This is a genomic window from Paraburkholderia sp. BR10872, assembly GCF_040965835.1.
GTDB lineage: Bacteria > Pseudomonadota > Gammaproteobacteria > Burkholderiales > Burkholderiaceae > Paraburkholderia > Paraburkholderia nodosa_A.
Window position 1 is genome coordinate 1 of record NZ_JBFRCN010000016.1, and the last position, 13,095, is coordinate 13,095.

Genomic DNA, 13,095 nt, shown 5'->3' on the forward strand with positions numbered 1-13,095 from the left:
CTTCGTGTACGGCGCCTCGAAAGCCGCTGTGATAGGGTTGACGAAGGCTGTGGCCGCGGACTTCGTGACGCGCGGCGTCCGCTGCAATGCGATTTGCCCGGGCACGGTGTCGTCGCCGTCGCTGGAGGAGCGCATCGCCGCGCAGGCGGCGGCGCAGGGCACGAGCGTGGACGCGGCGCGCGCCGCGTTCGTCGCGCGCCAGCCGATGGGGCGCGTGGGCAAGCCCGAGGAAATCGCGGCGCTCGCGCTCTACCTCGCTTCCGACGAATCCGGATTCACGACCGGCCAGGCGCATGTGATCGACGGCGGATGGTCGAACTAGTTAGCCCGAACCATCGCCCCAGGCGATTCTGACCGACTGCAACGCACAGACACACGAGGAACACAGACGATGAAACTGCTTCGCTACGGCCCGAAGGGCCACGAGAAACCGGGCCTGCTCGACGCCGAAGGCCGCATTCGCGCGCTCTCGGGCAACGTGGCCGACATTGCGGGCGACGTGCTCTCGGACGCCGGCCTCGCGCAACTGCGCACGATCGACCCGGAAACGCTGCCGCTCGTCGAAGGCAATCCGCGTATCGGGCCCTGCGTGGGCCACATCGGCAAGATGGTCTGCATCGGTCTGAACTATGCCGATCACGCCGCCGAGTCGGGCATGCCGGTGCCGAGCGAGCCGGTTGTCTTCAACAAGTGGACGAGCGCCATCGTCGGCCCGAACGACGACATCGAGATCCCGCGCGGCTCGAAGAAGACCGACTGGGAAGTGGAACTGGGCGTGGTGATCGGAAAGCACGCAAAGAACGTGAGCGAGGCCGATGCGCTCAACTACGTGGCGGGCTACTGCGTGATCAACGACGTGTCCGAGCGCGAATGGCAGATCGAGCGCGGCGGCCAGTGGGACAAGGGCAAGGGCTTCGACACCTTCGGCCCGACCGGCCCGTGGCTCGTCACGCGCGACGAAGTGGCCGATCCGCAGAACCTCTCCATGTGGCTCGAAGTCGACGGCCATCGCTACCAGAACGGCAGCACGCGCACGATGATCTTCACGGTCGCGAAGCTGGTTTCCTATCTCTCGGAGTGCATGAGCCTGCAGCCGGGCGACGTGATCTCCACCGGCACGCCGCCGGGCGTGGGCATGGGCGTGAAGCCGAATCCCGTGTTCCTGAAGGCGGGGCAGACGGTGCGCCTTGGCATCGAGGGCCTGGGCGAGCAGCAGCAGAAAACGCGCGCGGCAGAGTAAGCGCGCCTGACGCACGAAAAAGCGCGCGAGGGGAGGCGGGACAAACCCGCTTCACCTCGCGCGCTTTGTTTTGCGGCGCAGACTTTTCAGTTCGTCGGACTTTTGTCTTCCGGCCCGCTGCCTTCCGCGAGCCGGTTCACCGTCCCCTGCGCCAGCGCCACGAGCTTTTCGTCGCCGTTTTCCATCACGTACACGCTGCACTGGCAGGTGGCCTGGTGGCGCCCCGCGTGCACTACACGGGCGCGCGCCATCAGCGTGCCCTTGAGCGCCGGGCGCAGATAGTTGATCTTGTATTCCCCCGTCACCACCCGCGGCCCAAGGGCCAGCGCGCCGGCAAAGGTCAGCGCGTTGTCGGCGAGATAGCTGATCACGCCGCCATGCACGTAGCCGTGCTGCTGCTTGAGGTCGTCGCGTACCGGCAGGCGCAGGGTCAGCTCGTCCGCTCCCACGTGTGTCAGTTCCGTTCCGAGCAGCACGCTGAACGGTTGGGCATGCAAAGCGCCGCGTGCGCGGTCCACAAGATCTGTCATCGTCGCATTCCCTGGGTCTATCCCCGAGTGGTTTCCTAACCACTCTAGGAAGCCTTAGCGTCGAGTCAAGGTGAATCGAATCGAGCTGCCAACTTACATTAGTTGCGTATACGAAAAGGGCCCAATTACGTATACGAACGACTCCCCTGTCAGCAAGCATTTGATTGCAAAATGTATACGGAACTAGCCCATTTGGCGCCATTTTCCCATCTTGGTCGTCAATTCTTTGCAAACACGGCGTGATTTTCGCTGGTCGTCAGGCCGTCAGCCCGTCAGCTCAAGCGCTGCCATCCTCCTTGCGAGGAACATGAAGCCCTGCGCCCCAACGCGCTAAGGTGTTGAAAGAGTGGAGACAAAAATGGGACCAGCCGACTTCGGCGCATTCGAGCACGAAGGTTGGGAACGTGTCGCGCAGGCCTATCACACGTATTTCGGCGATTTGACTGCCCAGTCGAACCGCGCGATGCTCGAGACGCTTGGCGTGGGGCGTGGCACGCGCTTTCTCGACGTCGCATGCGGGCCTGGCTACCTCGCTGCCGCAGCCAGGCGCCGTGGTGCGGACGTCGCCGGCGTGGATTTCTCGGTCGCGATGGTCGACAGACGTATCGGCGCGATGCCCGACCCGAACATCCTTCGTCCGCTTCGGATACTCCTCGAGGCGGAGGGCTATCGTGTGCTCACGGCGCTGAACGGCCTCGCGGCTATGCCTGTCACGGCAGCCGGACGCCCGGACGTCATCGTCACCGACTGGATGATACCGGCGGTCGATGGCGTTGCCTTCTGCCGGTGGCTGAAGGCCGACCCTGCGACGGCAACCATTCCCGTTGTGATGCTGTCGGCTGCGCTACCGCCCTGTCCGACAGGCAACCTATGGGACGTCCTCCTGATGAAGCACACGCCGATAGGGCGCCTGCTTCATGTCATCGGCCGGCTACTGGACGCGCACGGCACCGCGACCTGACGCCGACGCGCCCGCGATGGGCTAAGGTCCCGGTTACGCGCGGCGCCGGGCTTTTTCAACTTCCGCGTCTCAGCGAATCGATAACCGTCGCAGCCTGGCTATCTGCGCAGGATGTCGGCCAGCCGCCACCGGACGCACCGCGTCCACTGCCTGCGCTTCGCGGTGCCGGGCTCGTGCAGCTCAGCGCGCAGGGCGAAGTCATGCGCGTGACGACCGCCCCTCGTGCAGAGCCCGACGGGGTCGTGCTGCGCAAGGGTACCGTCATCAAGCTGGCGCCTGACCCGGCGCAGCAGTCCACGAGCCTGTTGCGCCTAGGCGCGAGCGTCGCCGCTATACGCCGCGAAACGTTCTTTTGAGCGCCGCAAGCGCTTGTCTGCACGGGCACACGCTACCCGTGCGAGTCCACCCACGCGCGAGCCTAAGCCAGTCCCGCCACCTGCGCGTCGTCTGGCGTGCCGAAGATGCCAAGTATGACGGAAGCCTCGACCGGTCTTTGCTCCCGAGTAATCGGGCCGCTTGCGGCATAACGCACCGGGGCAAGGAGTTCTGTTGCGCGATGGCGTGCCCCCATAGCACGTAACCTTTGTACTCTTCCTGCTCCATGTGCAAACGGCCTCGCCCGACGTGGTAACCCAACGCCGATTGTATGAGAACCTTCAGCACCGGCTGTCACGCTGCGCAGCTCGGCATACCATCCGCCTCCAATCCACGTCGTCGCGCGTTCGCAGGACTTCAAACACGCGTGCAAACGATTGTCTGCGTATTCGAGCAAGCTAGATGTCTACCGACGCCTCGTCAACTCCATCTGCCACGCATGTGCAATTGCGACCTTGTCGTTTGGCGGCATAGAGCGCCGGTCCGCTGCAGCCACCAGGAGCGTCGGGTCGTGACCATCGCTCGTGTGGAGGACGGCGACACCGAGGCTGATGGTAACAATCCCGGAATTGCTCCCCCGGTGCGGAAGACGGAGGCTTTCTACCGCCTGTCGGATTCGCTCGGCTACGACTAGTGCGCCATCCCGGTCGGTGTCGCGCAATATCAACGCAAATTCTTCGCCGCCATATCGCGCTACGGTGTCAGTAAAGCGCGCGGCCGACGATGCAATTGTTCCGGCAACGATGCGCAGGCATTCATCGCCGCGTTGATGGCCGTAGAAGTCGTTATAGCTCTTGTACGCGTCAACGTCCGTCATGATGACGGCCAGATATCCCCGCTTGTCGGCACGCGACTCCTGTTGCCAGTGATGCGCCAGCTCGCGGTCGAAATGGCGCCGATTGAACAGTCCAGTCAGTCCATCCCGGAAGGCGAGGCCGCGTAACTCGGCTCTTTCTTCAGCGGCACGTTTCTCCAATAGCGTTCGTTCAGTGATGTCTCTGACCGTAGCGGTCAGAGAATCGGGCTTTCCCGAGAACGGTTCGATTACGCAGCGCAGGTGGGCCTCCATCCATAGAACGCTACCGTTCATGTGTCGGAGGCGACTGGTTTCAGAAGCTTCGACCTCACCCGAGGCTACTTTCGCTATGGCCGCTGCGAGCGCATCGCGGTCATCGGCTAACGCCAGGTCGGTCAGGTGTGTACCGGTGAGGTGCTCGGGCGAGTGCCCCAACAATGAGGTGATACGCGGGGACACGTAGGTCAGCCTGCCGTCCAACCCGAGACTCATGACGATATCAGTCGCGTTTTCGGCGAGCACCCGATATCGACGTTCGCCGTCACGCAGCATCATGAAGAGCCGGTTGCGCTGGGCCTGGGTGGCGGTGATGGGCAAAGCGATGCCCAATGCGGCGACGAGGAAAAGCTGCAGGCCGAAGATACGACCTTGCATCGTTTCATAGGGGAAGACCCATAGCGGGCCCGTTCCGCGCAGGGTGAAAGAGACGGCGATTGCGAGGCACAGAAGCAGGCCAACCATGACACCTGCGAGGTCTGCCTGAAATGCGAGCAGGACAATGGGCGGGAGCGCCCAATACAGGAGCGGAAAACGGCTTTGGCCGAACACGCCTACCGTGGCAATGCAAACCACCAGTAACAGGAACGCAGTCTTGCGGCGCTGGTCGGCGCGCAGCAAATGAGCCACGTCACCAGTCCAGAAAACAAGCGCGGCAGGCGTGAAGATGGCGAGACTCAGGGCATCCGAAATAAACCAGTTGGCGAGGTCAGGCAGCAGCCGCCCACTTAGTCGTCCATGCAGTAGCGTCATCGCAAGGACGCCCGACACCGCAGGCGCAAGCAGTACGCCGCCCGCCACAAATCTCGTCAGCGGCCTCGCCCGAACCATCTCGGAAACGGTCGAGATGCGTGGTGCAAAGGCAAGGGCGATAAGTACCTCAACGATGTCGGCAGACGAATAGGACGCAGATACGCCGAAACTCTCGCCCACGAAAAGATTGGCAGCCAGATTGCCAAGCACACCACCGGCGAAAACCGAATACCGTCGCCGAGGCGGTGCAACCATCAGTTGTGACAGCAGCACCGCGTTGGTTAGCCATATTGGCGCGATTTCTCCCGCCATGGTTTTGAGCGCTCCGCTGGCGAGACAGGTGAGCGTTGTTACCATGAACGCTAGCAATAGGTGCCAGACGTCCGCAGGGTGGCTGGCAAGACTTGACGACCGCGAATCTGCTCGCAAATCGGGCGAGCGGCGAGCAGCCGAATTCCCCATCTTTATCTCTCTGTATTCTTGGTCTTCGCTTGCATCCCGGATGGATGCGCGGCGCCCATGTGCATGTTCGGAAGGCACGTTAAGCAAGACGCCTTGCTGCCTCACGAATCCATTTATCGGCCAGGAACGGCGAAACTTTACGGGGCACCATGCTGGACGGCTCTAGTTCTGTGGACCGTCTGCGGAAAATACCTGTTTGTGCCGCCAGTGCAGGCACCCCCGCAAGCGGACCGCGAGGAGAAGGCCACGGAAGTCCGTTCTGCTCAATCCGAACTCTTCCAAAACTGATTGCGAAAGTGTCTTGAACAATAGTCAGAGTGTATTACGTCACGCGTGCAACCGATGTAGTTGCGTGAACAACTATTAGGGATTTAATTCTAAAACTTGCACTCGACGACGTTGAGAAACATTTGCGTCCTGGTTTCCCCCGTATGAACGCAGTCTTCGCCGCTGCGCTGGTTCGCTGGGCCGTTTGTGTTCCTCGGTTTGGTGCCCGCGCAAGCATATCCCGCCCGGGGTGCGCGTCTTCGACACGATGAACGCTCGGTCGGAGAGCGTTTCGCACCTTGCTCAGGACACGAGCTTCATTTAAATGGCTTGCCGCCGTCAATTACACAAACTTACACTATTTGGACAAAACGGCCGGGCTCACGCCTGCAGTTGCACAGCTTGCGGTTAAAGTCTGCTGCCACGAGTCTAGGTGTCCACAAGCTCGTCGACCGCGTGAACTGCATGCGCTCTTCGCGTCACGCACCTATTTTGGTCTTGCATATACTGGGGCGCGAAGCATGGCACGAAACTATTGCTGCGGTGCCGACCATAAACCCGTCATGATGACTCGGATGGCTGTGCCAGGACAGCGAGCCAGCAAACCGCGCCCCAAAGATGCTCGGTAGCCCATCAGAGTCGATAGACGCGCTCTGCATTGTCGTGGAACAGTGCACGACGCTCGGATTCAGAGAAGTCCTTCGTAATTGCCTTGAAGGCATCAAAGACCGCATCGTAACTGCTGAACAACTTGTCGACAGGAAAGTTACTCGCGAACATGCATCGCTCGACGCCGAATGCATCGATTGCATCGAGAACAAACGGCCGAATGCTGTCGACTGTCCACTTCCAGTCCGCCATCCCGAGCCCCGAAATCTTGCACGAAACGTTTGGCGCGGATGCCAGCATCCTCATCCCTTTTCTCCAGCCTTCGACTTCGGCGGGCATACGGTCCACCGGCATGCCAGTATGGTTGAGAATGACAGGAGTATCGGGATAAGCCTGGGCCAGCGCCGTCGCTTCTTCCATCTGCGTGCAGTACAGTTGCAAATCGAAGGACAGGTTGTAGCGTCGCAAGAGGGAGTAGCCCGCTCGCCATTGCGGGTCGCTCATGAGGTGCGGACTGTCAATGAACGTCTTGACTGGGTCACGATGGAAGTTAAGACACTGTCGGATTCCGCGCACGTTCGGATATTCGAGATGTGCCTCCATTACCTCCTGGACCTTCGGTGACGACAAGTCTGCAAAGGCGACGATTCCGTGCGGATAACCGTGCTTGTCTGCCACGCCCTGGAGCCACCGCGTTTCCGCCACCGGGTCATTATGGTCATATTCAACCTGCAGGTGGACCGTCTTGACGACATTCTGGTTCTTGATGTCGGCCAGAAAGTTTCCAATCAGATAGTCCTCACGAATCGCCGAGTAATCACCGAAAACGCGCTCAAGCATGGGCCCCTGAAGCCACGGATAGTCGCCGTTCTTCAGGTCGTAAAGATGATGATGCGGGTCAATGATGGGAAGGTTGTCCACAATGTCTCCGAATACGTTTGAATCAAGGCACGTGGCCGCCCGTTCGTCCACAGGCGGCCGTCGCACGAGCAAATGCGCTTAGTAGCTGCCGGCCGACGGCGGATACACGCGCTTCACAGTAGCCTGGGTGGCGGGCTGGTCAATCGTTTCCTTGGTAACGAGCGGCTCTTTAAGCGCCAGCTCCTGAGTCGTTGGCTTCTTGTTCAAGGCGTTGTTCACCTGAGTGGTGGCGTCGACACCCTGGCCAACGGCTTCCTGCAGGAAAATTCCCTGGACGGCACCATCACGCAACAGCTTGATGGTGGTCGGGCTTCCATCCGCCGTCACAACGGCAACCTTACCTGTGAGTCCCCGCGTTTGAAGCGCTTTGGCCGCGCCCGTCGCCGCTTCATCGTACATCCCGTAGATGGCCTTAACGTCGGGGTGGGCGGTCAGAATGTCGTTCGCCTGCGAAACAGCCTCGTTGACGGTCAGACCGTGGGTCTCAAGGACCTGAACCAGGTCGCAACCGTCCGCAGCAAACGATTCCTTTGCGCCCTTCATATATTTTTGCGCGTTCTCGCGGTCTTGCGGAAGCGACAGCATCGCAATTTTGTTACCGCCGCGCTCCTTCGCCAGCTTGCAGACATACGAGCCCTGTGCCTTGCCGGTTTCATAATTATTGGCGGTGACCGCCGACGTATAGTCGGTCTGTCCAGCCTGTGGACCGATGCCAGCAAACGCGATGGGGACAGACTTTTCCTTTAGCAGCCTCAATACCGGAGGCGTGCTCGTCGAACTGACGGGCCCCATGACAATAGCGGAGACGCCTCGCGTCAGCGCCGTCTTTACGTTGTCCATCTGCTTGGCAGGAGAATTCTCGGAGGTGAATTCCACGTAGTTCATGCCCAGTTCTTTCGCGCGCTCTTTCACTCCGTACGCGACCCATTGCCAGTACGAAATGTCCAAGGACGGTGCGATGTACGCAACCGTCTGTTTGGCCTGCGCGAGCGCCGACTGTGATGCCATCGCGACGCAAGCCAGCGCGCTACAGACAGCCATCGTGGTCAACGGCTTCCCAAGGTGGTGAAATTTGGCGAGTCGAAAGACGTTCATCATTGTCTCCTTGCTGAGTGTTGTGCCGCCGGCTTATCGCCGTGCTTTGGTGACGCGGTCGACAAGCACCGCGATGAGAATCACGACACCTGTCACGGTGCCTTGCCAGAAACTGTTCACGCCAATGAGATTCGCGCCGTTCTGGATAATCGTTATCATCAGCGCGCCGAGCAGCGCACCGATGGCCGACCCGGTGCCGCCGAAGAGGCTTGCGCCCCCGATGACCACCGCCGCGATTGCCTGAAGCATCAGGGCGGACCCCGCCGTTGCCTCTGCATTACTGATGTACGAGATGCTCACGATGCCCGCAAATGACGCGAGCAATCCCGAAATTACATACGCGGACAAACGAACGCGGTTAACTGGAATACCTATGACACGAGCGGAAGAGCTGCTGCTACCCACCGCATAGAGCCATCTCCCTGCTACAACCTTTCGCAGGCAAAACTCGATAAGAATCAGCAGCAGCACGCACCAGAGCACGTAGTTGATGACTCCTGGAATCAATGTTCCGGAGTTGAGCAGCCAATAGTTCGGGTCGTTGATAGGTAGCGAGTGGCCGTCGGTGACGATGAACGACAGACTTCCGGCAATGGCATACGTACTAAGCGTGACGACGAATGGCGCGAGACCTACGAAGGTCACGAGTGCGCCATTAATCGAACCGATGATGAAACCGACAGCCAGGCCTGCGATGCTGCTGACGACGGCGCCATAGCCATGTGACATCGCGAGACCGGTGACCATGCCTGTCAGGGAAAAGACTGAGCCGACTGACAGGTCGATACCACCCGTGATAATCACGAGGAGTACACCGAACGCCATGATGACGAGCGGTGCCGCAGCCTGGGTAACGTTCGCTAAGTTTCCCATCGATAGCGCAGCCGGAACGACCATGCCGACAGCAAGTTCGATGACAACAATGGCAATCGCGATAGCAATTTCGGTACGATAGGTCGACAATATGCGCCGGATACCACCGCCAGAATCCTTCGAGCCGCTCCGTATTGAATGCGTCACTGCTTTCATGTTTTGTCTCCTGACTTAATCTTCGATGTCCGAAACGTTCAATGTTTCAGGCGGCCATTCCTGTAGCGCTAGCAAGGCTCTCTTCACTAACGTCTGTGTGACGAAGAATGCCGGTCGGCCGCCCGGAAAGGTCAAATGCGAGCACCGTGTCACAAAGTTCGACCAGTTCCAGGTACTCAGTCGACCACCAGACGACTGCCGTGCCCTGTCTGGCGAGCTTGCGAACGAGTGCGTAGATTTCCCGCTTTGTCCGAATGTCGACTCCGCGCGTGGGTTCCTCGAGCACCAGCAGTTTCGGTTTCAGATTCAGCCAGCGCGCAACGAGGATTTTTTGCTGCGTGCCACCGCTCAAAGTTGAAGGGAGGTGCCATAGGGAACCAGCACGTATCTTGAGCGCGTCGAGGAGGGCTTGCCCCTGCCGAAGCTCTTCGTCACGAGCTATCTTTTTTCGCTCGACGATGCGCCGCGCTGCCATCAGGTTGTCGATGATTGGAAGCGTTGCGAGAATGCCCTTATTTGCGCGGTCGCCAGATATATAGCCGACCCCGGCGCGAGCCGCGCCTGACGGCCCGCGATGCTTGACCGGTTTGCCAGCGCGCTCGATATCCCATCGAGATTTTGGGCCGAGTCCCGTTAGGGCCTCAATGAGAGCCAGAGGACCGGTCGGAGCGCCCGCGAGTCCCACAATGGCCCCCGGACGTATTTCGAGTTCGATATCGTCGAGGCGGACAATGATGGGCCTTTCCGCGGTGCCACCGTTGTCGTGACTTGTGTCGTGACCTTCCCGCAAATCCGATGCAGCGTCCAGGCTGACCTCGGTTTGTTGGACAGGCTCGACGGATTGCCCCATATAGTCGACGATTTCGCGGTCCGTGATGGCATTTAGAGGCGCACGGTCGACGGCTGTTTTTCCGTCGCGAATGATGGTGCAAACGTCAGCAATCTGACGTATCTCGCGCATGCGATGAGATACGAACAGGACGGCAAGACTTGTCTCCGCTACCAGCCTTCGAATGACCGCAAAAAGACGCCCAGTCTCGGCAGCAGTGAGGTTCGCTGTCGGCTCGTCAAGCAGTAGCAGCCTCGCGCCAGAGCGGAGTGCTCGAGCGATTTCGACGAGCTGTCGCTCGTGAAGCGATAGCTCACCCACCAGACGGCTAACCGATTCCCGTGCGAACTGCGGGTCAATCAACGATAGAGCATCAATCGCGAGAGCACGTGATGCTCGCTCGCTATAGGTCCCGAGCGCGCGTTGCATCCGAGGCATGGCGATATTTTCCGCGACCGACAGATGCGGCAGCAGTGCCAGCTCCTGGTTCACAACCGCAATCTCCCCTGTGTCAGCGGGCGATGCTGAGGAACCACCGAGGTCGCGTCCGGCGAATTGAAGCGTGCCCCCGTCCCGTTGATGCTGGCCAGAGATAATCTTGATGAACGTCGACTTCCCGGCTCCGTTCCCACCAAGGAACGCGTGTACCTCTCCTGGACGGACAGACAGGTCGAAGCTCTTGAGGACGCTGGTAGCCCCGAAGCTTTTGACGATTGACTTCGCGAGCAACAACGTAGGTTGTTCAGACATTGCGCATCTCCGTCGCGAAAACAGCGAACGAACGGCTCCAACCGCAGGTTGCGAGAGCCGCCTGCAGTGAGTGACAAATTTCGGAGGCTTAACTGAGTGGCTACAAATGCAGCGAGCCGAACTCAGTGCCGGTCGCGCTCCTTAGCTGGGGGCGACCACGTAGCGACAGACGCATCGCTCGCTGGGAGGGGAATTCAGGGTATTCATCTACGTCTCCTGTGCGGTTGCTGCACCGCGCCATATTTATATGAGGCAATGTTTTAGGCCACTGGGTGACCTGACACGGGGTAACATTTCAACTGTTTTCCTGTCCGTATCGTTGATGTCGAGGATGGCAGCGACCACCGTCAGAAGGCAATGCAGTTTTGTTCAATCGCGACTGAAAAAAATTTGACCATGCGAATTCCTCCGTTGAAGGCCATCATTGCTTTCGAGAGCATTGCACGCACGAAGAGCGTCAACCGGGCAGCGGAAGAGCTTGACCTTACGGCGTCGGCCGTCAGCCATCAGTTAAGCAACCTCGAATCAATGATTGGCCAATCCCTGTTTCAACGGACAGGTCGTGGTCTCGTCCTGACACCGACCGGGGAGCGATATCTTGCCGATGTGACGGGGTCGCTGGCAGACCTCAGCCGGGCAACTGAGCGTGCCTCGAGCCAGAAGGAAGTCGACATCCTGCGCGTGCATTCGAGCCCGAGTTTCGGCCTGATGTGGCTATTGCCGCGGCTATCCTCGTTTCAGGAAGCAAATGGCGACGTTCAGTTGAACGTCGCCTGCTCATACGAGAACGTATCGTTTTCGAACGGGTATTACGACATCGACATTCGTCATGGCTATGGAGAATGGAGCAACCTTGAAGTGCGCACGGTCCGGGGCGAATTCATTGCCCCGCTGGCGTCGCCGGCCTATCTCGAGCGGCATCCGGTGAAGACTCCAGATGACCTGCTGGCCCAGCGGCTGGTCTATTCGGAGACGCCTCTCGTTCAGTGGCGGCAATGGTTTGGGCGGGCCGGGGTTGCTGGTGCGAACAAGACGTTCGACTTCTCGTTCGACCGTTCCTACATGTCCATCGAGACAGCTTCGCTAGGGCTCGGAATTGCTCTGGAAAGCGTGATGATGGCTTCGCAAAAGATAAAGGACGGCGCACTTGTGCAGGTCTTCGACAATAGCCATTCGGTCGAGGTTGGCGCACATCATCTCGTTTACCCTAGCCAGAACGCCGAATTGCCCCGAGTTGCAAAATTTTTGACCTGGATTGAAGAGGAAATTGAACGCTGCAAGGTGGGCTCGCAGGGATAACCCTGGGGGCTGAAAATTTCTCAGCTATGGTTGAGGGGAACTGCGTTGATGCAAGGTTCGCCGGCGGACAAACTTCGCCTACACCTAGTTCATCAATGGAGACACCCACATGTTGCTCGGGAATCAAGTCGTTATCGTCACGGGCGCGGCATCGGCACGCGGCATCGGTAAAGCGACGGCAAAGGCGATGGCAGCACACGGCGCGCGCATTGCAATTCTGGACCTGAACCTGGCGGACGCGGAAAGCGCTGCGCGTGACCTCGGGGAAGGTCATCTCGGTCTGGCGTGCGACGTCACCGACAAGGAAGCCTGCGTCGCTGCAGCAGATGCAGTCGCTGCTAAATACGGCCGAATCGACGCGTTGATAAACAACGCCGGGATTACGCAGCCCATCAAGACACTCGAAATCTCGAAGAACAACTTCGACGCAGTCGTCGGCGTGAGCCTGCTGGGGACGCTGTATATGTCACAGGCCGTCATCCCGCACATGAAGAAGCAGCAGCGTGGCAGCATCGTTTGCATGTCTTCCGTTTCCGCGCAACGCGGCGGCGGCATTTTCGGCGGCCCGCACTACAGCGCAGCGAAAGCTGGCGTTCTCGGGCTTGCCAAGGCGATGGCTCGTGAATTCGGCGGCGACCATATCCGCGTCAATTCCATTACGCCCGGCCTTATCCAGACGGACATCACGGGCGACAAGCTGACCCCTGAGATGCGCGCAGACATCATCAAGGGCATCCCACTGGGGCGTCTCGGCGAGGCAAACGACATCGCCAATGCCTGCCTGTTCCTGGCAAGCGACCTCTCCACCTATCTGACCGGCATCACTCTCGACGTCAACGGCGGCATGCTGATTCATTGAAGTGACGTGCCCTCTTTCGCTTCCGACATTGCATAAACATACGA

12 protein-coding genes and 1 pseudogene are annotated in these 13,095 nt (G+C 59.6%); 6 read left to right on the top strand and 7 right to left on the bottom strand.

What is annotated here, in order from left to right:
• Together AB4Y43_RS14805 and AB4Y43_RS14810 are read left to right on the top strand one after the other, a co-directional pair.
• Positions 1–322 (top strand): SDR family oxidoreductase (locus AB4Y43_RS14805; RefSeq protein ID WP_368728086.1); only part of this gene is annotated, 322 nt, incomplete at its 5' end.
• Between the two features lie 69 nt (positions 323–391).
• Entirely contained in the window at positions 392–1,240 is an 849-nt protein-coding gene (locus tag AB4Y43_RS14810) for an ureidoglycolate lyase (RefSeq protein ID WP_028202870.1), read from the top strand.
• An 86-nt stretch (positions 1,241–1,326) separates the two neighbouring features.
• Here the strand turns inward: AB4Y43_RS14810 and AB4Y43_RS14815 are convergent, their stop codons facing one another.
• Positions 1,327–1,770, bottom strand: coding sequence for a PaaI family thioesterase (locus AB4Y43_RS14815; RefSeq protein WP_069261437.1), 444 nt, complete (start codon positions 1,768–1,770; stop codon positions 1,327–1,329).
• 358 nt (positions 1,771–2,128) lie between these two features.
• Here AB4Y43_RS14815 and AB4Y43_RS14820 point away from each other — a divergent pair, with 358 nt between their 5' ends.
• Entirely contained in the window at positions 2,129–2,731 is a 603-nt protein-coding gene (locus AB4Y43_RS14820; RefSeq protein WP_368728087.1) for a response regulator, read from the top strand.
• A gap of 173 nt (positions 2,732–2,904) precedes the next feature.
• Positions 2,905–3,087 carry a hypothetical protein gene (locus tag AB4Y43_RS14825; RefSeq protein ID WP_368682384.1) on the top strand — a complete coding sequence of 61 codons (183 nt, stop codon included), beginning with the start codon at positions 2,905–2,907 and terminating at the stop codon, positions 3,085–3,087.
• A 62-nt stretch (positions 3,088–3,149) separates the two neighbouring features.
• Here the strand turns inward: AB4Y43_RS14825 and AB4Y43_RS14830 are convergent.
• From AB4Y43_RS14830 to AB4Y43_RS14855, 6 genes and pseudogenes are all read right to left on the bottom strand, one after another.
• A pseudogene (locus AB4Y43_RS14830) lies at positions 3,150–3,334 on the bottom strand (hypothetical protein).
• A 178-nt stretch (positions 3,335–3,512) separates the two neighbouring features.
• Positions 3,513–5,288, bottom strand: coding sequence for a diguanylate cyclase (locus tag AB4Y43_RS14835; RefSeq protein WP_368728088.1), 1,776 nt, complete (start codon positions 5,286–5,288; stop codon positions 3,513–3,515).
• A 1,005-nt stretch (positions 5,289–6,293) separates the two neighbouring features.
• Positions 6,294–7,190 (bottom strand): amidohydrolase, encoded by an 897-nt coding sequence (locus tag AB4Y43_RS14840; RefSeq protein WP_069261435.1) that lies wholly within the window; start codon positions 7,188–7,190, stop codon positions 6,294–6,296.
• Positions 7,191–7,268: 78 nt separating this feature from the next.
• Positions 7,269–8,288: a substrate-binding domain-containing protein gene (locus AB4Y43_RS14845; protein WP_368728089.1), complete on the bottom strand. Its 1,020-nt coding sequence runs from the start codon at positions 8,286–8,288 to the stop codon at positions 7,269–7,271.
• 30 nt (positions 8,289–8,318) lie between these two features.
• Positions 8,319–9,314: an ABC transporter permease gene (locus tag AB4Y43_RS14850; RefSeq protein ID WP_368728090.1), complete on the bottom strand. Its 996-nt coding sequence runs from the start codon at positions 9,312–9,314 to the stop codon at positions 8,319–8,321.
• 46 nt (positions 9,315–9,360) lie between these two features.
• Positions 9,361–10,893 (bottom strand): sugar ABC transporter ATP-binding protein, encoded by a 1,533-nt coding sequence (locus AB4Y43_RS14855; RefSeq protein WP_368728091.1) that lies wholly within the window; start codon positions 10,891–10,893, stop codon positions 9,361–9,363.
• A 396-nt stretch (positions 10,894–11,289) separates the two neighbouring features.
• Between AB4Y43_RS14855 and AB4Y43_RS14860 the strand changes: the two genes are divergently transcribed.
• Entirely contained in the window at positions 11,290–12,192 is a 903-nt protein-coding gene (locus AB4Y43_RS14860) for a LysR substrate-binding domain-containing protein (RefSeq protein WP_069261846.1), read from the top strand.
• A gap of 109 nt (positions 12,193–12,301) precedes the next feature.
• Positions 12,302–13,051 carry an SDR family NAD(P)-dependent oxidoreductase gene (locus AB4Y43_RS14865; protein ID WP_069261432.1) on the top strand — a complete coding sequence of 250 codons (750 nt, stop codon included), beginning with the start codon at positions 12,302–12,304 and terminating at the stop codon, positions 13,049–13,051.
• Positions 13,052–13,095: the final 44 nt, after the last annotated feature.

Excerpts from the sequence above, each read along its gene's own strand:
- AB4Y43_RS14810 (WP_028202870.1), top strand. The coding sequence starts at position 392 with ATGAAACTGCTTCGCTACGGCCCGAAGGGCCACGAGAAACCGGGCCTG.
- AB4Y43_RS14815 (WP_069261437.1), bottom strand. The coding sequence starts at position 1,770 with ATGACAGATCTTGTGGACCGCGCACGCGGCGCTTTGCATGCCCAACCG.
- AB4Y43_RS14820 (WP_368728087.1), top strand. The coding sequence starts at position 2,129 with ATGGGACCAGCCGACTTCGGCGCATTCGAGCACGAAGGTTGGGAACGT.
- AB4Y43_RS14835 (WP_368728088.1), bottom strand. The coding sequence starts at position 5,288 with ATGGTAACAACGCTCACCTGTCTCGCCAGCGGAGCGCTCAAAACCATG.
- AB4Y43_RS14845 (WP_368728089.1), bottom strand. The coding sequence starts at position 8,288 with ATGATGAACGTCTTTCGACTCGCCAAATTTCACCACCTTGGGAAGCCG.
- AB4Y43_RS14850 (WP_368728090.1), bottom strand. The coding sequence starts at position 9,314 with ATGAAAGCAGTGACGCATTCAATACGGAGCGGCTCGAAGGATTCTGGC.
- AB4Y43_RS14855 (WP_368728091.1), bottom strand. The coding sequence starts at position 10,893 with ATGTCTGAACAACCTACGTTGTTGCTCGCGAAGTCAATCGTCAAAAGC.
- AB4Y43_RS14860 (WP_069261846.1), top strand. The coding sequence starts at position 11,290 with ATGCGAATTCCTCCGTTGAAGGCCATCATTGCTTTCGAGAGCATTGCA.
- AB4Y43_RS14865 (WP_069261432.1), top strand. The coding sequence starts at position 12,302 with ATGTTGCTCGGGAATCAAGTCGTTATCGTCACGGGCGCGGCATCGGCA.